At 70.1% G+C, this 19,195-nt stretch carries 17 protein-coding genes; 13 read left to right on the top strand and 4 right to left on the bottom strand.

Going from position 1 to position 19,195, the window contains the following annotated elements:
- The first annotated feature begins 148 nt into the window (after positions 1-148).
- The gene (locus tag ON26_RS26795) at positions 149-1,693 is read left to right on the top strand and encodes a thiolase family protein (RefSeq protein ID WP_245546077.1); all 1,545 of its coding nucleotides are present in this window, start codon (positions 149-151) and stop codon (positions 1,691-1,693) included.
- 13 nt (positions 1,694-1,706) lie between these two features.
- On the opposite strand, the gene ON26_RS26790 is transcribed toward ON26_RS26795, so the two are convergent.
- Positions 1,707-1,994 carry an Rv0250c family protein gene (locus tag ON26_RS26790; RefSeq protein ID WP_040800058.1) on the bottom strand — a complete coding sequence of 96 codons (288 nt, stop codon included), beginning with the start codon at positions 1,992-1,994 and terminating at the stop codon, positions 1,707-1,709.
- A gap of 266 nt (positions 1,995-2,260) precedes the next feature.
- Positions 2,261-3,286: an alpha/beta fold hydrolase gene (locus ON26_RS26785; protein ID WP_083884375.1), complete on the bottom strand. Its 1,026-nt coding sequence runs from the start codon at positions 3,284-3,286 to the stop codon at positions 2,261-2,263.
- Positions 3,287-3,745: 459 nt separating this feature from the next.
- On the opposite strand from ON26_RS26785, the gene ON26_RS26780 reads away from it, so the two are divergent.
- The 10 genes from ON26_RS26780 to ON26_RS26735 all read left to right on the top strand — a co-directional run bounded on the left by ON26_RS26780 (position 3,746) and on the right by ON26_RS26735 (position 15,285).
- Positions 3,746-4,810 (top strand): aldo/keto reductase, encoded by a 1,065-nt coding sequence (locus tag ON26_RS26780; RefSeq protein ID WP_051027657.1) that lies wholly within the window; start codon positions 3,746-3,748, stop codon positions 4,808-4,810.
- Positions 4,811-4,826: 16 nt separating this feature from the next.
- Positions 4,827-6,140, top strand: a complete 1,314-nt coding sequence (locus tag ON26_RS26775; protein ID WP_040800234.1) for an NtaA/DmoA family FMN-dependent monooxygenase — start codon at positions 4,827-4,829, stop codon at positions 6,138-6,140.
- Between the two features lie 25 nt (positions 6,141-6,165).
- Positions 6,166-6,882 carry an NAD(P)H-binding protein gene (locus ON26_RS26770; RefSeq protein WP_040800055.1) on the top strand — a complete coding sequence of 239 codons (717 nt, stop codon included), beginning with the start codon at positions 6,166-6,168 and terminating at the stop codon, positions 6,880-6,882.
- Positions 6,879-7,940 carry a DUF7405 family protein gene (locus tag ON26_RS26765; protein WP_051027655.1) on the top strand — a complete coding sequence of 354 codons (1,062 nt, stop codon included), beginning with the start codon at positions 6,879-6,881 and terminating at the stop codon, positions 7,938-7,940. The genes ON26_RS26770 and ON26_RS26765 overlap by 4 nt, the downstream gene beginning before the upstream one ends.
- 3 nt (positions 7,941-7,943) lie before the next feature.
- Entirely contained in the window at positions 7,944-8,609 is a 666-nt protein-coding gene (locus ON26_RS26760; protein ID WP_040800052.1) for a hypothetical protein, read from the top strand.
- A gap of 37 nt (positions 8,610-8,646) precedes the next feature.
- A complete protein-coding gene (locus ON26_RS26755) occupies positions 8,647-10,263 on the top strand; it encodes an ABC transporter substrate-binding protein (protein WP_040800049.1) in 1,617 nt (538 codons plus the stop codon).
- Complete coding sequence (locus ON26_RS26750; RefSeq protein ID WP_051027653.1) at positions 10,263-11,306, top strand: ABC transporter permease; 1,044 nt, start codon at positions 10,263-10,265, stop codon at positions 11,304-11,306. Before ON26_RS26755 ends, ON26_RS26750 begins: the two co-directional genes overlap by 1 nt.
- Positions 11,303-12,199 (top strand): ABC transporter permease, encoded by an 897-nt coding sequence (locus ON26_RS26745; protein ID WP_040800046.1) that lies wholly within the window; start codon positions 11,303-11,305, stop codon positions 12,197-12,199. Before ON26_RS26750 ends, ON26_RS26745 begins: the two co-directional genes overlap by 4 nt.
- Positions 12,192-13,877, top strand: a complete 1,686-nt coding sequence (locus ON26_RS26740) for a dipeptide ABC transporter ATP-binding protein (RefSeq protein ID WP_040800043.1) — start codon at positions 12,192-12,194, stop codon at positions 13,875-13,877. The genes ON26_RS26745 and ON26_RS26740 overlap by 8 nt, the downstream gene beginning before the upstream one ends.
- A gap of 76 nt (positions 13,878-13,953) precedes the next feature.
- The gene (locus ON26_RS26735; RefSeq protein WP_051027651.1) at positions 13,954-15,285 is read left to right on the top strand and encodes an acyl-CoA dehydrogenase family protein; all 1,332 of its coding nucleotides are present in this window, start codon (positions 13,954-13,956) and stop codon (positions 15,283-15,285) included.
- Positions 15,286-15,364: 79 nt separating this feature from the next.
- Here the strand turns inward: ON26_RS26735 and ON26_RS26730 are convergent, their stop codons facing one another.
- Positions 15,365-16,306: a LysR family transcriptional regulator gene (locus ON26_RS26730; protein WP_040800040.1), complete on the bottom strand. Its 942-nt coding sequence runs from the start codon at positions 16,304-16,306 to the stop codon at positions 15,365-15,367.
- A gap of 316 nt (positions 16,307-16,622) precedes the next feature.
- Positions 16,623-17,804, bottom strand: coding sequence for an ATP-binding protein (locus tag ON26_RS26725; RefSeq protein ID WP_040800037.1), 1,182 nt, complete (start codon positions 17,802-17,804; stop codon positions 16,623-16,625).
- Positions 17,805-17,925: 121 nt separating this feature from the next.
- Between ON26_RS26725 and ON26_RS26720 the strand changes: the two genes are divergently transcribed.
- Both ON26_RS26720 and ON26_RS26715 read left to right on the top strand, forming a co-directional pair.
- Entirely contained in the window at positions 17,926-18,246 is a 321-nt protein-coding gene (locus ON26_RS26720) for a hypothetical protein (RefSeq protein WP_245546076.1), read from the top strand.
- A 354-nt stretch (positions 18,247-18,600) separates the two neighbouring features.
- Positions 18,601-19,179, top strand: a complete 579-nt coding sequence (locus ON26_RS26715) for a C40 family peptidase (protein ID WP_051027649.1) — start codon at positions 18,601-18,603, stop codon at positions 19,177-19,179.
- Positions 19,180-19,195: the final 16 nt, after the last annotated feature.

The raw sequence follows: 19,195 nt of genomic DNA, 5'->3' as shown, positions 1-19,195 counted from the left end.
GTGGTCTGCCTCACGTCGGCGAGATGGCTTCGCAGATGTCACGTCTTCGCAACATCGGCGTGTTCCCCTTTCCTCAGCGAGACCTGCTGACATGCGTGGACGAGTGTCAGCACACTCCGGAATCCAGCCGGGTAAGGAGAGACCGACCATGAGAAGAGCCGCGATCGTCGCGCCGGTTCGGACCCCCAGTGGGGTCGACGGTGGGGCACTGTCGAGGATGCCGGCGCAATGGCTGGCTTCCACCGTGCTATCGGCGGTCATCGAGCGTTCGGGCATCGAACCGTGGCGGATCGAGGATGTCGCGATGGCGTGTTCGCGCACCGGCATCGACTCCGGTCCGGACCTGAGCAAACTGGCTGCCCGTGATGCCGGATTACCGTTCGCGGTACCGGGTTTCGTCACGGATCGGCACAGCGGCAGCGGGCTGCAGGCGGTCATCACCGCGGCGATGATGGTGCAGACCGGCGCGGCGGATGTGGTGGTGGCCGGCGGCGTCGAGGCGGGGGGCGCAGGGCCGGGCGGCCTCGGGCGCAACGGTCACGCGCCGGGTGATCGGCGACCGGCCGGCTACGGACCGCGCGGCCAGGGGCCGGCGGGCTACGGGCCGGGCGGCTACGGGCAGGCGGGTCCGGGGCAGGCCGGTTACGCACCGGGCGGTTATCCGCCGGGTGGCTATGCACAGGGCGGTTATGCACAGGGCGGTTATGCGCAAAGCGGTTACGGCCGCACCGGTTACGCGCAGGAGGGCTACGCACCGGGCCGGAGCGGATACGGCCCCGTCGGGGCGCGCCATGGTGGCGGTGTCGCCTCGGCCGCCCGGGCGTGGTCCTCGTCCTCCATCGATCTGGCCAATGCCGAGGAGGTGGCCCGGTACTACGGCATCACCCGGGCCGAGGCCGACGAGTTCGCCGCCGCCAGCCATCGCAAGGCGGCCAGGGCCTGGCGGCAGGGCTGCTTCGGCGCCGAGGTGGTCAGCGTGCGCGCGGACCGGCCCGAGTACGGCATCGCGGCCGACGACACCGGCGGGCATCGGATACTGCGCGATGAGGGCGTCGACGGGGAGATGTCCTCGCACACCCTGGCGGCGCTCCGGCCGCTGCTCTCCGACGGAGTGGTGACGGCGGGCAATATGAGCACCCACCGGCACGGCGCCTCGGCCTGCTTGGTCGTCGCCGAGGACCGGCTCGAGGAGCTCGGGCTCGAGCCGATGGCCTATCTGGTCGGCTGGGCGGCGGCGGGCAGCGATGTCGACACCGCATCGCTCGGCGCGGCGCCCGCGGTCGCGAAGCTGCTGGGACGCACCGGATTCGGCATGGACGATCTGGATCTGATCGAGGTCAACGAGGGATTCGCCGTGGAGGTGCTCGCGCTGGCGCGGGAGTGGGATCTCGACCCCAACGACCGGCTCAACGTCAACGGTTCCTCGATCGCGCTCGGCCACCCGGTCGGCGCGACCGGTCTGCGCATCATGACGACGATGCTGCACGAACTCTCCCGCACCGGCGGGCAGTACGCACTGGAGGCCATCGCGCTCGGCCACGATCACGGGATCGCGGCGCTGTTCGAATCCGCCGTCGCGCCGCCGCCGGTTCAGGCGCCGGCGGGTGCGCGCTTCCACGGTGCGGCTCCCAGCAAACGGTCCGGGAAGCACCGGGCCGCGGGTCTGCGCAACAAGTGGCCGCAGCGTCCCTGACCCGGCACCCGCCTCAGGTGGTGCGCGGACGGGAGTGGAAGCCCAGGCCCTCGTCCTGTGCGCCCATCCAGGCCGCCTCGTCGGACTTGCTGTCCGGGACATAGATGGTGTTCTGCGGTCTGCGGGTGACCTCGGGCGGCGGCGCCTGCTCGAACTCGTCGGCGTCGATGGTGAGCCGCTCGAGATCGTTCTCCAACCGGCGCACGGTGTTCGCATCGCCGTAGTGGGTGCGCAGTGCGCCGATGGATTGCCGGAGCTGGTTGACCGCGTAGCGCAGTTCCGCGATATCGCTGCGTGTCATCGTTTCCTCCTGTGTTCCTGGCGGACGTGCGGACCCGGGTCGGGGGCGTCGCCCCGCGGGGTACCCGCAGGCCATGCATCACCGGGTCATGTGACCCACCACACAACGTGATCTAAGACACAGTACCTGAACAGTGTCGTGGAGTCTCGGGAATTCTTCGTCCGTACCAATTGCTGAAAAATTGCCCCCGCTGGGACACGTGGTCGTCGCGAGGGCGTCGACCGCCCCGATGAGGTCGGTTGTCGATTGCTGGTCAATCGCTTTCGTCAGCCCGCGACGGCGAATCCGGTGGCTCCTCCCCTGTCGCCCGCCAGCGGGATGCGGGTTCGCGCGACCAGGCGGGCGATGGCCTCGGCCACCTCCTCGGTGCGCTCGCCGATCACGCTGTGACTGCCGCCCTCCACTCGCACCAGCTCGCAGTCGCCGAGCTGTGAGGCCAGTACCACCGAGTGCGCGAACGGCACCACGATGTCGGCCGAGCCCGCCAGTACCAGCGTCGGCACCGCGCCGAGTCGGTACAGTCCCGCGATCTCGTCGAAGTGGATGAGCGAGGTGAGAAAACCCGCCATGGTCAGCAGCGGGGTCTCGTTGAGCACCGTGGTCGCCACCGCGAGCAGGTGTGGGCTGATCGTCCTGGCGCCCGTGTCCGATCCGCGCGTCAGTGGCTCGAACAGGTACCGCGAGAGTTTTCTGGAGGCCTGCATCGCCCGCGGCGCCCGCCGGATCGCGGTCTGCAGCGAGGTCACCGTGTAGCGGTGCAGGAACCTGCCGAGGCCGATATCGGTGAGCCCGGTCGCCGCGCCGGCGATCAGTCCGACCCCGACGACCCGGGCGCCGATCATCTCGGCGAACAGCCGCGAGTAGGCCAGCAGCACCATCGCCCCCATCGAATGCCCGACCAGGACGATCGGGCCGGCGGGTGCGACCGCGCGCAGGACGGTGTCGAGATCGCGGGCGAGCTGATCGATGGTGTAGGTGGCCGGATGCCCTTCGCCGGACTCGCCGTGACCGCGATGGTCGTAACAGATCATCCGCACGTCCCGGCCCCACCGGGTTCGCAGCCGCGCGCACAGCAGTGACCAGGACTCGGTGTGCAGGCAGTGGCCGTGGGCGAAGACCAGAGTCAGCGGCGCGTCGTCCGGTCCGGATACGCGCACCGCCAGGGTGACCCCGTCGTCGGTGCGCACGCTGACGGGTCTGCTGTCCGGATCCGGTGCGGTGCGGACGGGTGCGGGCTCGATGGCGGCGTGCCGGGAAGCGGCGCGCGCGGTGCCGGTGCGGGATCCGAACATGCGATCTCCCAGTGGCGTGAGCCCCCGGGGCGGGGCGGTATGGCCGGGATGTCGGTATCCATTTCCATGCCGTTAGCCGCTCTAACCGGTTGTTACGCACCTGATGCGCAACCGCTCCCGCCTCGCTGCCCGGCCGCCCCCCGGTCGCGGACCATCGCGGCATCTACGGGAATCTCGCAGATTCCCTAGAAAGCCGAATAGGGTCATGTGCGCTCGCCGCGGACAAGGCGGCGGCCGCGATAGATTTCTACTGAACTCTAGGATGTTTCCTAGAATTAGGAATACGTCGGATACAGCCTCGGTGTCCGACACTCGGGCCGCGGAGGCGGTCGAGACCGCGGAGAACTCCCAATTTCTCTACCCGATTGTCGAAGAGGAACTTCGTTGTTCGCGCGGTGACCCGATCACAGACTGAGCTCAGCGCATTCGCGCGAGTCAGTCGAAGGATCGGATACAGCAGTGAGTTACCGCACGCTCGGCCGCACGGGTGTCAAGATCAGCCCGCTCACCTTGGGCGCGATGAACTTCGGTTCGCGCGTGAGCGACGACAGCGACGAGGCGGTGCGGATCATCCACCGCGCCCTCGACGCGGGGATCAACATCATCGACACCGCGGACTCCTACTCGCAGGGTGAGAGCGAGACCATCGTCGGCAGAGCTGTCCGCGGCCGCCGTGACGACGTGGTGATCGCGACCAAGTTCCACAGCCAATGGTCGGACGGGGTGAACACCCGCGGCAGCTCGCGGCGCTGGATCCAGCAGGCCGTGGAGAACTCGCTGCGCCGCCTCGGCGTCGATCACATCGACATCTACCAGCAGCACAAGCCCGACCCCGAGGTCGACATCGCCGAAACCGTCGGTGCACTGGACGATCTCGTGCGACAGGGCAAGATCCGCTACTACGGCACCACCACCAACGAACCGCACCTGCTGGTGGAGGCACAGTGGGCGGCGGCCCGCGACGGGCGCAGCAGACCGGCCACCGAGCAGGCCCCGTACTCGATCCTGGCCAGGGGCGCCGAGCGCGCGACCCTGCCGATCGCCGGGCGCTACGGCCTGGGCGTACTGACCTGGAGCCCGCTGGCCGGTGGCTGGCTGTCCGGCCGCCACATCGCGGGCAGCGAAGCGCCCGCGTCGGCCCGCGCGGCGCGCCAGCCGGCCCGCCACGACCCCGAGCTGCCGGTCAACCGGACCAAGCGCGAGATCGCGATCCGGCTGGCCGAGGTGGCCGCGGAGGCCGGCCTGACACTGCCCCAGCTCGCGGTGGCGTTCGTGCTCGAACACCCGGAGGTGGACAGCGTGATCATCGGTCCGCGCACCTACGAGCATCTGGAGAGCCTGCTCGACGTCCCCGAGATCGTGCTCGACGAGGCGGTGCTCGACGCGATCGACGAGATCGTGCCACCGGGCGTGACGCTGAACCGTGCCGACGAGGGCTGGCTGCCGCCCTGGCTGGATCGCGATCCCGCGCCGCGCCGCCGCGGGCGCGCGCATCGTCCCGCCCTGCTGCCCGCGCACGCCTGAGCGAGAGGTAGCGGACGTGCCCGAGCAACCGCCGCTGCACCTGGGCGTCAACTGCCCCGGGCACGGCTCGTATCGCAACGCGTGGCGCCGGGAGGGCATCGACCCCCTGGGCACCGCCGATCCCGGCTTCTACACGCGGATCGCCCGGACCGCCGAGCGCGGCCTGTTCGACGCGGTCTTCACCGCCGACGTGCCCGCGCTCACCCCGACCTGGGAGAACGAACCGCAGCGTGCCACCTTGGACCCGATCCTCGCGCTGACGGCGGCCGCTCTGGAGACCGAGCGAGTGGGAGTGGTGGCGACGGTGTCCTCGTCGTGGCACCACCCCTTCAACCTGGCCCGCTCGATCGCCAGTCTGGACCGGATCTCGCACGGCCGGGCCGGCTGGAACGTCGTCACCAGCTACAACCCGTTGGTTTCGCCGAACTACGGACTCGCCGAGCTGCCGCCGAAGGAAGAGCGCTACGCCAGGGCCGAGGAGTTCCTCGACGTGGTGCTCGACCTGTGGCGGACGTGGGCGCCGGACGCCATCGTCGCCGACAAGAAATCGGGCCGCTACGCGGTGAAGGACCGGGTCCGCCCGATCGCGCATCGCGGCGCGTTCTTCGAGGTCGTCGGCGGCGGTCTGGTGCCGCCGTCGGAACAGGGCCTGCCGGTGGTCTTCCAGGCGGGCGGTTCACCGGAAGGCCTCGACCTGGCGGCCAGGCACGCCGACGCCACCTTCGTCGCCGCCGCGACACCGCGGGCGGCCCGCGACTACCGCAGCCGTCTGGACGCGGCCTCGGCGGCGATCCGCGCACCGGGCAGGCGACCGGTGCTGGCGCTGCCCGGCCTGGTGGTCTACCTGGGTGCCACCGACGAGGAGGCGCAGCGCAGGCGCGAGGAACTGGCCGACCCGGAATCGGAGGCGACGACCCTGGCGTTGCTCGCGCAACGGATCGGCCTCCCCCCGGACGAGATCGATCTCGACGCGCCGTTGCCGCTGGACGCCGACCGTTTCGCCGCACAGCGTCGCGCGACCTCCGAAGGCTTCCTGCGCTCGCTGGCCACGCTCGCCGAGACCGGCCGCACCGTGCGCGAGATCGTCCGGGACGGTTTCGGTCACCTCACCGTGACCGGCGGACCGAAGACCGTCGCCGACACCATCGAATCGTGGTTCGCCACCGGTGATGTCGACGGCTTCAACCTGATGTTCGACGTCATCGACGAGAGCTTCGATCCCTTCGTCGACGAGGTCGTCCCGATCCTGCAGGAGCGCGGCCTGTTCCGCCGTCACTACGCCGGAACCACCCTGCGTGAACATCTCGGGCTTCCCATCCCCACCTGGTGAGCACACCGACCAGAGGAGTCACCCCATGTCCCATATCGTCGAATTCAGTCCGGTGCTCGGCGTCGATGCTGCCGACGGCACCCACCATGTGAACGGAATCTGGAACGCCCGCGAACAGACCGAGCGCCGGGCGCGCGAGCGTGGCCACGGCTACGAGCGTCCCACCGACGGACCGGTGTCCGTCGAGGAGGCGCATGCCGCCCTGGCCCGCGCCGACGCGCTGATCCTCGCGCCGACGATCGCGACCCCGGCGGGCATGTGGCAGCCGGTCGACGGTGAGGTCGCGGGCCGCAGCCTCGGTCACCTCGTGCTCGATCGCCTCGCCGCGGAACGTCCCGATCTGCACATCGTGCTGATCTCGCACTTCCTGGTCGGCCACGGCGTGACGCACCGCAACGCCAAGCCGAACACCTGGGCGCTGCACGCGCTGGAGGCGCATCTGCGCGCCGGCCGCAATCCGTGGACGATCCTGCGGCCCACCTGGCTGTCGACCATCCACGACCCGGCCTACCGGACCCGGCTCACCGGCGACAAGCACGCCGACGGACTGGTCAGCACCGAGAGCATCGCGACCGCCGTGCTCACCGCCGTCGAACATCCCGGTGCCGCTGCCGGGCGCACCGCCGCGCTCTACGACCTCAGCATCCCCGGCGCCGACGAGGGTCCCGACCTGGTCTCCCGCTTCGCGGCGCTGACGCCGGATCACGAGGCCGTCCTGTCCGCAGAGGCGGTCGCGGGATGAGTCTGCCTGCCGGACAACACGAATGGGAAGCGACGTTCGGTCGCGACGAACTGGGACGCCCGATCCCGCCCCGGCGCCAGCTGCTCGTGTTCGCCGAACTGGCGAGCTCGCCCACCGCCGCGGGCGCCCGCCACCTGGAGCACACCCTCGCAGAACTGGAGACCCGCTTCGCCTACGGCCCGGACGGCCTGCTGTCGACGCTCGGCTGGGGCAAACGCTGGTTCGACCGCCACACCGAGCACAGCGGCCTGATCAACCCGCCCGCGCGGATGTCGCGCTGGGAGGATCCGGTGCTCGACGACCCGGATCTCGTCGTGCACCTGGCCTCCGACCATCCCGACATCCTCGACGCCGCCTTCGACGCGCTCTTCGGCACCGGCACCGGCGCCCAGGGCGAATACCTGAAAGTGCAGGAGGTCCGGCGCGGATTCGTCGGCGCGGGCCTGCCGTCGGAGGCGCTGCCCGATCTCGGCATCCCGGCGAACTCGCCGCTGCTGTTCGGATTCCACTCGATCCATCGGGGCAACCAGGCCACTGAACAGTCGATCACCATCGAATCCGGTCCGCTCGCGGGCGGAACCACCGCGCACGTGAGCCGCATCGTGCTCGACGTGGCGCGTTGGCACGCCAGGAGCCGCGACGAGCAGGCGGCGCTGCTCTACGCGCCGACGGTGACGGCGAGCCAGGCCGAGCAGTTCTCCGACGACGCCCCCAGCGACTACGAGTCCTACGAGCGGACCGTGCGCGAGCACGGCATCGTCGGGCACGCGCAGGCCGCGGCCAGGGCCAGGGTCGACAACGTCCCGGTGATCAACCGGCGCGATTTCGCCACCGTCGAGGACGGCAGGCCCGGCACGCACTTCGTCTCGCTGCAGCGGGAGTTGCGCGATTTCAACAACACCCGCGCGATCATGAACGCCGCCGACGGCACCGAGTACCACCGCTCGGTGGGAGCGCGACGGCGCAACGGGATCAACGCGTTCTTCGACGTCACGCATCGCGCGACGGTCGGCATCCCATCCCGCGCCTCGCGGGCCTATCCCTTCCTCAGGAGCTGAGCCATGGTTGCTCCCGGCACCACGATTCTGGACGACGACACCGTGGCCGCCGTGCGCGAGATCCTCGACGATCCCGCGCTTCCGGTGGACACCGCGGCCACCGGGGCGGGCGGCGTGCGCGCCGCCGCGCTCCGTGAAGCCATCGATCACCTGGTGAGCGTGCGCGCGCTGGCCACGGCGGGGCGCGACCCGCGGACCGGTTCGCGCCTGCTGGCCGAACTCGCCGCACTGGGTGACGACCTGGCTGCCGCCCTCGCCCCGCATGTCACCCTCACCGGCGTGTTCGCCGGACTGCCTGCGGGCCGGTCCCGCAATGCGGTGCTCGGCGACATCGGCCGCGGCGCGGTGCTCACCGCGGCCACCGACGTGCGCTCCCGGCAGTGGCGCGACGGCCGCGCCCCGGACGCGCGGCAGACCTTGGCGGCCTTCGACGCCGAACTCGTGGTCGAGGACTTCCCGGGCCTCTTCGACCACATCGTGGTCCCGCTGCCGGATCCCGCCGCGCTGCTCGTCCTTCCCACCCACCGCGACCGCATCGGATGGCAACCGCTCGACCCGGCCGCCGCGGGCACCCGCACCCGCTGGCTGGTCCGGCTGAAGCGCGTCACCGTCCACATCGACGAACTCGTCCCGTTCGACGGCGACCTGCCCGCCGCGCTCGCCGGCTGATCCACCTTTCCCCACCTTCACCGAGGAGTACTCGACCATGACCGTCTTCACCCGGTTCCGGCGTATCGCCGGGGCGCTCGCCGTCGTCGCGCTGTCGGTGACCGCCTGTTCGGGCGGGGGGCCGGGCTCGGGCGGCGGCGGCGAGCCGCAACGCGGCGGTGACGTGATCTTCCTGGAGAGCGGCGCGTTCACCAGCTTCGCCCAGCAGGACCTGCGCCTGTGGCAGAACTCCTCGGTGTCGGTGAACCTGTTCGACCTGCTGGTGTACCTCGATCCCGAGACCGGGGAGCTGGAACCCTGGCTGGCGTCGGAATGGGAACACAACCCGGACTACACCGAATTCCTGCTCACCCTGCGCGAGGGCGTCACCTTCAGCGACGGCAGCCCGCTCACCTCGGCCGTCGTCGTCGCCAACCTGGACCGGTTCGGCTTCGGCGATCCCGCGCGCGGCTACACCCCGTCGCGACCCCAGTTCGTGAACTACGAGCGGGCCGAGCCGGTCGGCGCGAACCAGGTACGCATCCACTTGAAGCAGACCGATACCGGATTCCTCAACGGCCTCAGCGATCTCCGCCATTCGATCGTCGCCCAGAAGACCCTCGACCTGCCCTACGAGCAGGCCGCCGACATCCGCAACGCCATCGGCAGCGGTCCGTTCGTGCTCGACTCGGTGAAGGCCGACACCGAGATCCGCATCGTGCGCCGGTCCGGGTACGCCTGGCCGCCCGCCTCCGTCGGCCACACCGGCGAGGCCTATCTCGACTCGGTCACCTACATCGTGTCGAGCGAGGGTTCCTCGCGCACCGGGCTGCTGCTCTCCGGCCAGGCACACCTGGCGCGCGACGTGCAGATCACCGACGAGAAGCAGTTGCAGAGCAAGGGATTCCATTACTACGGCGCGCGTCCGTTCGGCGCGATCAGGGAACTGTCGATCAACCCGTCGGCCAACGAACTGATCGCCGACCTGCGGGTGCGGCAGGCGATCCAGCACGGCATCGACATCGACGAGATCATCTCGGCCGTCTACAACGACAACTGGGCGAAGGCCGCCGGCCTGGTCCAGCGCGGCACTCCCGGTCACCGCGAGATCACCGGCGAGTACGACTTCGACGCCGACCGGGCGAACCGGCTGCTCGACGAGGCGGGCTGGACCGCCAGGGGCGCCGACGGCATCAGGACCAAGGACGGCAAGCGCCTGGCCTTCACCCTGTACCCGGAGCCCAACTGGGTGGCCGCCGTGCAGGACGCCGAGCTGATCGCGATCCAGTTGCAGCGCATCGGCATCGGCATCGACCTGGTGAAACTCGACCGGACCACCTACACCGCGGTCACCACCAAACCGGAGAACGTCTTCGTCTGGAGTCATCAGACCGGCGCCGACGTGAGTCAGCTGTGGGCCCGCTACCGATCGGGCGGCGTCGGCGGCAACACCGATCCCGCCATCGACGCCCTGCTCGCCCGTATCAACACCCTGCCCGTCGGCGCGGAACGCACCGCGGCGGTCGACGACGTGCAGCGCTGGCTGCTCGACAACGCGCTGGTCGTGCCGTTGCAGGAAACCCAGCAGTCCTTCGTGACCGCGCCGAACCTGTACGGCTTCCGCGCCGAGACGCTGGGCCGCTCCTATCTCTACGACGCCTGGCTGGCGGACTGATGCGCGGGCCCGTCGTCTCCTATCCGAGGTACTTCCTGGCCAGGGCCGGGCAGGGACTGGTCGTGCTCGGCCTGTCCTACCTGGTGGTCTTCCTGCTGCTGTTCTTCCTGCCCGGCGACCCGATCCGGGCCAGGCTCAGCGACCCGGAGGCCAACTTCTCCCCCGAGCAGGTCGACCAGCTGCTGGCCTACTACGGCATGGACGAGCCGGTGTGGGTGCAGCTGCGGCAGACGCTCGGCCGGCTGCTGCACGGCGACCTGGGCTATTCGCTGACCACTGTCGAACCGGTGCGCGACCGTATCGCCGAAGCGCTGCCCGCCACCGCCGAACTGGCGACCGTCACGACACTCTTCGCGGTCGTCCTGGCGGCGGGCCTGACCGCGCTCGCGACAACCGCACCGTGGGAACCGTTGCGCCGCTTCGCCACCGCTGGTCCGGCGGCCCTGCTCTCGGTGCCGACTTTTGTCATCGGTCTCGTGGTGCTGCAGATCTTCTCCTACCAGCTGGGACTGTTCAGCACCCTGAAGGCGGACGGCTGGACCGGTGCGATCCCGCCCGCCGCGGTGCTCGCGCTGCCGGTGGCCGCACCGCTGGCCAGGGTGCTGATCGAGAACGCGCACCGGACCCAGGGCGAGCCCTTCGTCACCTTCGCGCGATCGAAAGGACTCGGCCCGGCGCGACTGCTGCGCGCGCATGTGGTCCGGCCCTCGGCGCTGCCCGGCGTGACGATGCTCGGACTCGCCGTCGCCGAACTGATCACCGGCTCGGTCATCGTCGAAGCGGTCTTCAACCGGCACGGCATCGGCTCGGTCATCGAAGCCGCTGTGTCGAGCCAGGATTCGCCGACGCTGCTCGGCATCATCCTGCTCGCCTCCGGTGTGGTGGTGCTGGTCAATCTCGCGGTCGATCTGCTGTACCCGGTCCTCGATCCGCGACTGCGCGCCGCGACCGGGGAAGCCGGCGGCGCGGAAGCCTCGCAGCCGCTGCAGGTTCCGGCGCAGGTGCCGGCGAACGTTGCCGGGAAGAAAGAGGTCACGGCATGACAGCACTCGTCTCGCCGGTTCCGCCCGGCGCACCGCAGGACGATCCCGTCGAGACCGGGCGGACCCGTGCCACCCGGCGGGCCGCGCGCCTGCGGTCGAACCCGGCCACCCTCCTCGCGGGCCTGGTGCTCGCGGCCATCCTGCTGGCGGCGCTCGCACCCGGACTGCTCAGCACCCACGACCCGTTCGCACCGCATTCGGACGAGGTGCTGCTGCCGCCGTCGGGCACCTACTGGCTCGGCACCGACTACCTGGGACGCGACATCTACTCGCGGCTGGTGCATGGCACCGGCATGTCGGTGGTGAGCGCCCTGATCGCGGTGGCGATCGGGCTGGTCGCCGGGTCCGCGATCGGGCTCGTCGGCGGTCACTGGGCCGACCGGCCGATCGATGTGGTGCTGATGCGTATCGTCGACACCCTGCTCGCGATCCCCGGGCTGCTGCTGTCCATGGCGATCGTGGTGGCACTGGGTTTTTCGACCGTGAACGCCGCGATCGCGGTCGGGGTCTCCGCCATCGCCGTCTTCGCCCGGTTGATGCGCTCGGAAGTTCTGCGGATCAGGAGCCTGCCCTATCTGGAGGCCGCGGAGCTGGTGGGCGCGCGCAGCCGGGCACTGATCCTGTCGCACATCCTGCCCAACGCGTGGTCCAGCGTGTTGGCGCTGTCGGTGCTGCAGTTCGGCGCGGCCATCCTGTCCATCGCCGCGCTGGCCTTCCTCGGATACGGCGATTCGCCGCCCTCGCCGGAGTGGGGCGTGCAGGTCTCCGAGGGCAAGAACTACGTGTTCTCGGCGCCCTGGATGGTCGCCGTGCCGAGCGTCGCGATCGTCGTGTCCGTGCTCGCGTTCAACCGCCTGAGCGCCTTCGTCAAGGAGCTGACCACCGATGACTGATCCGCACACGCCGCTCGGGCCGCCGCTGCTCACCGTGGCGGGACTCACCGTCGGATACCGGGTACGCGGGCGGGTCCGGCCGACGGTGACCGATGTGTCGTTCACCGTCCCCGACGGCGCGACGCTCGCCCTGGTGGGGGAATCCGGCTCGGGCAAGTCCACCGTCGCGGGCACGGTGCTGCGCCTGGGGGCGCCCAACGCCGTCGTGGAGTCGGGCACGGTCCGCTATCGCGGCGAATCGCTGCTGACCCTGGGCGGACGCAGGCTGCGCGAGCTGCGCGGCAACGAGATCGCCTATGTGCCGCAGGATCCCGCGAATTCGTTGAATCCCGTGCGCACGATCGGCAGCCAGCTCACCGAGACGTTGCGTGCCACCGGCAGCACCGACGAGGCGCTGTCCGCCCGAGTGGTGGAACTGCTCGACGCCGTCGGCATTCCGCGTCCCGCCGAAGTCGCGCGCAAGTACCCGCACCAGCTCTCCGGCGGCATGCTGCAACGCGCCATCCTCGCCTCCGCCATCGCGGCGGGCCCGAGGCTGCTGGTCGCCGACGAGCCGACCTCCGCACTGGATGTCACCGTGCAGCGCCGGGTACTCGACCTGATCGATCGGCTGCGCGTGGACCTGGGTCTCGGCGTCCTGCTGATCACCCATGATCTCGCGCTGGCAAAGGAGCGCTGTGACCACCTCGTCGTGCTCGAGCACGGCCGGGTGCGGGAGGCGGGCAAGGCATCCGCGGTGCTGCACAGCCCGCGCAGCGACTACACCCGGCGGCTGCTGGCCGACGTCCCCGCGCTCAACGCCGACAAGTTCGGCAGGCCTGCCTCCGACGGCCCGGCCGGTTCGGCGCCGCCCGCCATCGCGCTGGAGGGCGTGACGAAGGTGTTCGCCCGTCCCGGCGGGCGGGACGGTCGCACCGGCGGTTTCCTCGCCCTGGACGATGTCACGCTGCGGGTGGCGCGCGGCACCACGCACGCCATCGTCGGCGAATCCGGTTCGGGCAAGACCACTCTCGCCCGGCTGATCCTCGGCCTGGAGCGCCCGACCTCGGGCCGGGTGCTCGTCGACGGCGAGGTCCTCGACCCCGCCGACCCGGCCGCGCTGCGCCGGGCCCGCCGCCGGATCCAGCTCGTCTATCAGAATCCGTCCGTCGCGCTCGACCCCGGATACACGGCCGCGCGCGCCGTGGCCGAACCGCTGCTGCGGCACGGGATCGGCACCCGCGCCACCCGAGCCCGGCGAGCCAGGGAACTGCTGCGCCTGGTCGGGCTGCCGGAACACACCTACGACGCGCTGCCCGTGCGGCTGTCCGGCGGGCAGCGTCAGCGGGTGGCGATCGCGCGGGCGCTGGCGCTGGAGCCCGAGGTACTGGTGCTCGACGAACCGACCAGCGCACTGGATGTGACGGTGCAGGCCAGGATCCTGGAACTGATCGTCGACCTGCAACGCGAACTCGGCTCGACCTATGTGCTGATCTCCCACGACCTCGGCGTCGTGCGGCAGGTCGCCGACGAGGTCACCGTGCTCCGCCACGGCGTGGTCGTCGAATCCGGCCGTGCCGACGCCATTTTCACCGATCCGGCCGACGACTACACCCGCGACCTCATCGAATCGGTGCCCGGCTGGGCGTACGCCGGGGATCACGCCGCGGCGGCCGAACCGGTGCCCGCCCGGATCTGAGCCGTCTTCGTTCTGCCACCTCCCATCCGGTATCCCGACTCATCCCCCAATCCGGTTCCGATCGAAGGAGATCACCATGTCCACAGCCGAGCAGACGAGCTCGCCGCAGGCCGAAGCCGCACCCACCGACGCGGAACTCCTGGAACGTTTCCGTCCCGTGTTCGAGCGCATCGCGGAAGGCGCCCTCGACCGGGAGACCACGCGGCGACTCCCGCTGGAGGAGGCGGGCCGGCTGCGCGAACAGGGCTTCGGCGCGCTGCGGGTGCCGCGGGAATTCGGCGGGGGCGGCGTCACCCTGCGGCAGCTGTTCCTGCTGCTCATCGAACTCGGCGCCGCCGAATCGAATCTGGTGCAGGCGCTGCGGGTGCACTTCCGGTTCACCGAGGACCGGCTGCGCGAGCGCGACACCGAACGCGGCGGGCGCTGGCTACGGCTGATCGGCGAGGGCGCGATCGTCGGCAATGCCAGCAGCGAACGCTCGGGCAACGTCCGCGGGCGCACCAACGCGACGCTGCGCGCCGACGGCGATCGCCTGCTGCTCAACGGGACCAAGTACTACAGCACCGGCAGCCTGTACGCCGACTACATCTCGGTGGCCGTGGTCGGCGCGGACGACCAGCGGGTGACGGCGTTGGTGCCCGCAGGCGCCGAGGGGGTCCGGCTGCTCGACGACTACTCGGGTTTCGGCCAGCGCATGAGCGCCAGCGGCACCTCCGTGTTCACCGATGTGCCCGTCGCCGCCGAGGACGTGATCCCCACCGACCGGGTCTTCGCCGGGCAGCTGGCCATCGTGCAACTGGTCCATCTCGCGACGCTGGCGGGCATCACCGCACGGGCGGTGGACGACATCGCCGGATTCGTGCGGCGCAGGCGCCGCTCCTACAGCCAGGCAGGCGCCGATCTGCCGCGCGAGGACCCGCAGGTGCAGCAGGTGATCGGCCGGGTGGACGCGGTCGCGCGAGCTCTCAGGGACATCGTGCTGGGGGCCGCGGACAGACTGGATCGTGCCGCCGACGCCCGGTTCGCGCTGCGCACCGCCGGGCCCGCGGGACGCACCGAGGCCGCCGAGGCAGCGGTGCACGCCCTGGAGCTGGAAGCCGAGCTCGACGTCTATCGCGCGCAGAGCGTCGTGATCGACCTCGCGCTGCGCGCCACCAACGAGATCTTCGAGGTCGGGGGCGCCTCGGCGCTCGACAACAGCCTGCATCTGGACCGGCACTGGCGCAACGCTCGCACGCTGGCCTCACACAACCCGGTCATCTACCGCGAACGCCAGCTCGGCGACTACCTGCTCAACGACGCCGAGCCGCTCAGCCAGCCCTCGGTGGGCGTGGCGCCCGGCCTGATCGACGCGGAGAACGAGGATCCGGCGGGTGGGTCCGAGCCCCGGCTCGCCGTGGTGCCCTGAGCCGGCCGGGCGCCCGAGCCTGCGCTCCGATATCGATCGATCTCCGGCCCGGTGCCTCGCCGCACCGGGCCGGCCCGGCTCATGAGGCCACGTCGAGCCCGAGGGAGAGGAAGTCCCGCGCCGCGAGGTCGCGTTCGCGGGCGACCTCGCGCAGCGTGCGCATCACCAGGGAGACGGCCGGGTTACCGGCCGCTCCCTCGCGGTGCAGTGCGCTGATCGAGCGCCCGCCGACGTCGAGGCCGTCCACGACGAGCTCGCGCAGGGATTCGGGCACCGAGAGCAGCGGCACCAGGGTCAGGCCGATCCCGGCGGCGGCGAGCTGGCACATGTTCGGCGCCCCGATCACGCGGTGCGTCACCTGGGGAACGAATCCCACGCGTTCGCCGAGCCGGACCAGCGCCTCGGCCAAGCCGGTCTCCGGCCGTCCGGTGATCCACGGTTCCTGCTCCGCGGCTCGCGGGCCCAGCGTGCGCAGGTGCCGGTGCAGCCGGCGTGGCGCCAGCAGCACCAGCGGGTCGTAGAGCAACTCCTCGATGTGCAGCCCGCCGAGCGAGACGTCGGCGTGGAAGTGGAGGCGGGAGACGAGCGCGACATCGATATCCCCGTGCCGCAGGGCGCGCAGCGAGGTCGAGCTGTCGGCCTGGACCACCCGCACCTGTAATTCCGGTCTCGCGTTGCCCAACCGTTGCAGCAGCGGCCCGGCGAATGTCGAAATGCTGGTCTCGAAGCCGGAGATCGCGATCCGGCCCCCGGTCCGCTCCTGCGTGGCGGCGACCGCGCCGAGCGCGGCGTCCACATCGCGAATGATGTTGCGCGCGTGCTCGACCAGGATCTCCCCGCTGGCGGTGAGCCGCACGTTGCGTCCCGAGCGACGGAACAGAACGGCGCCCACCTCGTCCTCCAACACTCGAAGTTGCGCGGAGACGGCCGAACTGGTGATGCTGCGGCGATCGGCTACCGCGGTTACCGTACCCAGTTCCGCCAGATCGCGGAGCAACAACAAACGACGCAGATTCAACATGGGAGGCCTTCTTCGAGCAGGGCCGGAAAAACGGTTCGACGACCGGCGGGAACTGTGTTTCTTCAGGTGCGAGCGAAATGATTGAATTCGAACCGGGCTATCCGTAAGAGATGGTCAGCGGCGACACGCGGCACGGAACGGATTCGCTGGCATGACATTCAGGCTTGCACAGAAATGACGCTCCCACCAGTGTCGATGCGCTCGATGATGACAACCCTTGCGGGGCTGATCCACCGCGGATAATATCCCGGCCTTATTCTCGGCCTCGGCTGCGATTATGTTCCAGGAGAGAAGAAGTCGTATACCGGATGATCGGTCAGACGCTGCGCAGATATCGGCCGAAGTGCGGAACGGTGAAACCGATGGTGCCGCGTTCGGCCGAATAGATCAGGCCCTTCTTGATCAGCCCGTCCCTGGCCGGGGAGAGCGAGGCGGGCTTGCGGCCCAGTTCGGCGGCCACCGCCGAGGTCGCCACCGGGCCGTCGTCGCCGGACAGGTCGGCCATCGCCCGCATGTACTCGCGTTCGGCGGGGGTGGCGCGTTCGTAGCGGGAGCCGAAGAAGCCGACCGCCAGCTCCTCCTCGGCCGCGGGCGCGGCGACCTCGACATCCTCGGCGGTGATCGGGCTCTCCGGCGCCTGGTCCCAGGTCGCCTTGCCGTAGGCCTGGACGAAGTACGGGTAGCCGTCGGCCTTGCGGTACAGCGCTTCCAGTGCTTCCTCGGTGAACTTCACCTCTTCGCGTTCGGCGGGCGCCAGCAGCGCCCGGTCGGCGGATTCGCGGTCGAGGCGATCGATGCGGTGATAACTGAACAGCCGCTCGGAGTAGCTCTTGGACGCCGAGAGCACGGCGGGCAGATGCGGCAGGCCCGCGCCGACCACGATCAGCGGGGCGGCGTCCTGGCTGAGCTGGTGGCAGGCGCCGCAGATGGCGGAGATATCGGCCGGGCCGAGGTCCTGCATCTCGTCGATGAAGATCGCCATCCCGACGCCGATGTCGCCCGCCAGCGCCGCCGCCTCCTCGAGCAGCTCCACCAGGTCGATCTCGATGTCGCCGGAGTCGGCCCGGCCCGCCACCGCGGGCACGTCGATGCCGGGCTGCCAGCGGTCGCGCATCCCCTTGTCGGCGGTGGCGCGCAGGGCGAAAGCCTTGAGAATGCCGAGGAAATCGTCGACGCGCTCGGGATTGCGGTGCGACATGGCCACCGCCCTGGTCGCCATGTGCAGCGCCGAGGACAGTGGTCTGCGCAGCTCCTGGTCCGGCCTGGCCTCGATCTTGCCCGTGCCCCAGCCGCGCGAAACCGCCGCCGAGCGAAGCTGATTGAGCAGAACCGTCTTGCCGACACCGCGCAGTCCGGTGAGCATGACGCTGCGTTCCGGCCTGCCGCGGGCGACCCGTTCCAGCACGATGTCGAAGGCCTGCAACTGCTTGTCGCGTCCGGCGAGTTCGGGCGGGCGCTGGCCGGCTCCTGGTGCATACGGATTGCGCACGGGGTCCATGCCCGGAAACCGTAGCGCGTGTGAACAGCGAAATCTTCCGAAGTATTCGGCAAGTCGTAGATTTCGCTATCTTGTCCTTGTCGTCCCCGACACCAGGCACCGCCGCGACGATCGGAGGCCCATGTTCGAGGAGTCCGTCCACGAGGAATCCGCTTACGAGGACACTGTTTTCGACGATCCGGCACTCGCCGACGTCGCGGAGGTGATTCGGGCCTGGACGGTGCCCGCGGGGGCGCGCCGGGCGCGGGTGATCAAGGCCGCGCTGCTCGGGGCGCTCGACCACGAGGACGTGGGCCCGGAGCTGCTCGCCGACATGGCCATCGGGCCGTTGGTGGAGGCGCTGGCCCAGGTGGAGCTGGAACTGGCCGACGCGCGGCGGCGAATCGACGAACTCGAGCGCGCGTCGGCGGTCGCGCGGCCCGCGGGCGAGCAGACGCGATAGCCCGGCTGTGAGTTGTCCAGGGAATATTCACAAAGGCTCGGAAACACCGCCCGCTCCGCTGGACAAGCGCGGTCGAGCATCGTAATCTTCTCGTGACTTAGTGGAGGGTGTCACTTCGTAAGAGGAGGGCGCCACTGGGTCACCCGCCTTATCGGCTGTCGGAGCCACCGTGTTACCGGCTGTCGTGCCGGACCCACCGCGATGGAGGTGCGGGGCTGCACTTCCGGGCTCCGAGTCTCGCGAGCGGACCGGTCGGCGGGGAATGCAGGAAACGATCGGAGACTCAGGTCGGTGGGTAAACACAGCTTGCAGCGGGAATCGCGTGTGCCGAATTCCGTTAAGGGTGCTCTTGTCATGGGCGCGGTCGCCGCCACCGGCGCGATGCCCGCCATCCCGGCAATGGCCGCCACCATCAATATTCCTGGCCTCGGCGATTTCGATGTCCCGGTGCCGCAGGAGTTCGAGCAGCCCGTCCAGCAACTCGAGCAGCAGCTTCAGCAGGCCCTGGCCGCGCCGGGTGCGCCGCTGGCCGCGCCGCAGCTCCCCCAGTTCACGATGCCGTCGGCGCCGTTCGTGCAGCAGACGACCATCGGTGATATCGCCCTCGACGCCGCCAAGACCAAGGTCGGCGCCATGTACTCCTGGGGCGCTGCCGGCCCCTCCACCTTCGACTGCTCCGGTCTGGTCAAGTGGGCCTACCGGCAGGCCGGAATCGAGCTTCCCCGCACCAGCTTCGAGCAGTCGCACGTCGGCGCTCCGGTGGCGTTCGAGGAACTGCGCCCCGGCGACATCGTGGTGACCAACGGCGGCGGTCACGTCGGCCTCTACGCCGGCGACGGCAAGCTGCTGAACGCGGTGCAGTCCGGCGAGCCGGTGTCCTACACCCCGCTTCGCCCCGACATGGTCGTCACCGCCCGCCGTATCGCGGACTGACGCGAGCAGCCCGACA

It is taken from the genome of Nocardia higoensis NBRC 100133, from assembly GCF_000308595.1.
Taxonomy (GTDB): domain Bacteria; phylum Actinomycetota; class Actinomycetes; order Mycobacteriales; family Mycobacteriaceae; genus Nocardia; species Nocardia higoensis.
The sequence above is the reverse complement of the archived record's forward strand: the minus strand, read 5'-3'. Positions and strand labels throughout refer to the sequence as shown.

Bases quoted from the DNA above. Each gene is read 5' to 3' on its own strand.
- ON26_RS26790 (WP_040800058.1), bottom strand. From the start codon at position 1,994: ATGACACGCAGCGATATCGCGGAACTGCGCTACGCGGTCAACCAGCTC.
- ON26_RS26725 (WP_040800037.1), bottom strand. From the start codon at position 17,804: ATGGACCCCGTGCGCAATCCGTATGCACCAGGAGCCGGCCAGCGCCCG.
- ON26_RS26785 (WP_083884375.1), bottom strand. From the start codon at position 3,286: ATGTTCGGATCCCGCACCGGCACCGCGCGCGCCGCTTCCCGGCACGCC.
- ON26_RS26755 (WP_040800049.1), top strand. From the start codon at position 8,647: ATGACCGTCTTCACCCGGTTCCGGCGTATCGCCGGGGCGCTCGCCGTC.
- ON26_RS26715 (WP_051027649.1), top strand. From the start codon at position 18,601: ATGGGCGCGGTCGCCGCCACCGGCGCGATGCCCGCCATCCCGGCAATG.
- ON26_RS26740 (WP_040800043.1), top strand. From the start codon at position 12,192: ATGACTGATCCGCACACGCCGCTCGGGCCGCCGCTGCTCACCGTGGCG.
- ON26_RS26760 (WP_040800052.1), top strand. From the start codon at position 7,944: ATGGTTGCTCCCGGCACCACGATTCTGGACGACGACACCGTGGCCGCC.
- ON26_RS26770 (WP_040800055.1), top strand. From the start codon at position 6,166: ATGTCCCATATCGTCGAATTCAGTCCGGTGCTCGGCGTCGATGCTGCC.
- ON26_RS26750 (WP_051027653.1), top strand. From the start codon at position 10,263: ATGCGCGGGCCCGTCGTCTCCTATCCGAGGTACTTCCTGGCCAGGGCC.
- ON26_RS26730 (WP_040800040.1), bottom strand. From the start codon at position 16,306: ATGTTGAATCTGCGTCGTTTGTTGTTGCTCCGCGATCTGGCGGAACTG.
- ON26_RS26720 (WP_245546076.1), top strand. From the start codon at position 17,926: ATGTTCGAGGAGTCCGTCCACGAGGAATCCGCTTACGAGGACACTGTT.
- ON26_RS26745 (WP_040800046.1), top strand. From the start codon at position 11,303: ATGACAGCACTCGTCTCGCCGGTTCCGCCCGGCGCACCGCAGGACGAT.
- ON26_RS26795 (WP_245546077.1), top strand. From the start codon at position 149: ATGAGAAGAGCCGCGATCGTCGCGCCGGTTCGGACCCCCAGTGGGGTC.
- ON26_RS26735 (WP_051027651.1), top strand. From the start codon at position 13,954: ATGTCCACAGCCGAGCAGACGAGCTCGCCGCAGGCCGAAGCCGCACCC.
- ON26_RS26765 (WP_051027655.1), top strand. From the start codon at position 6,879: ATGAGTCTGCCTGCCGGACAACACGAATGGGAAGCGACGTTCGGTCGC.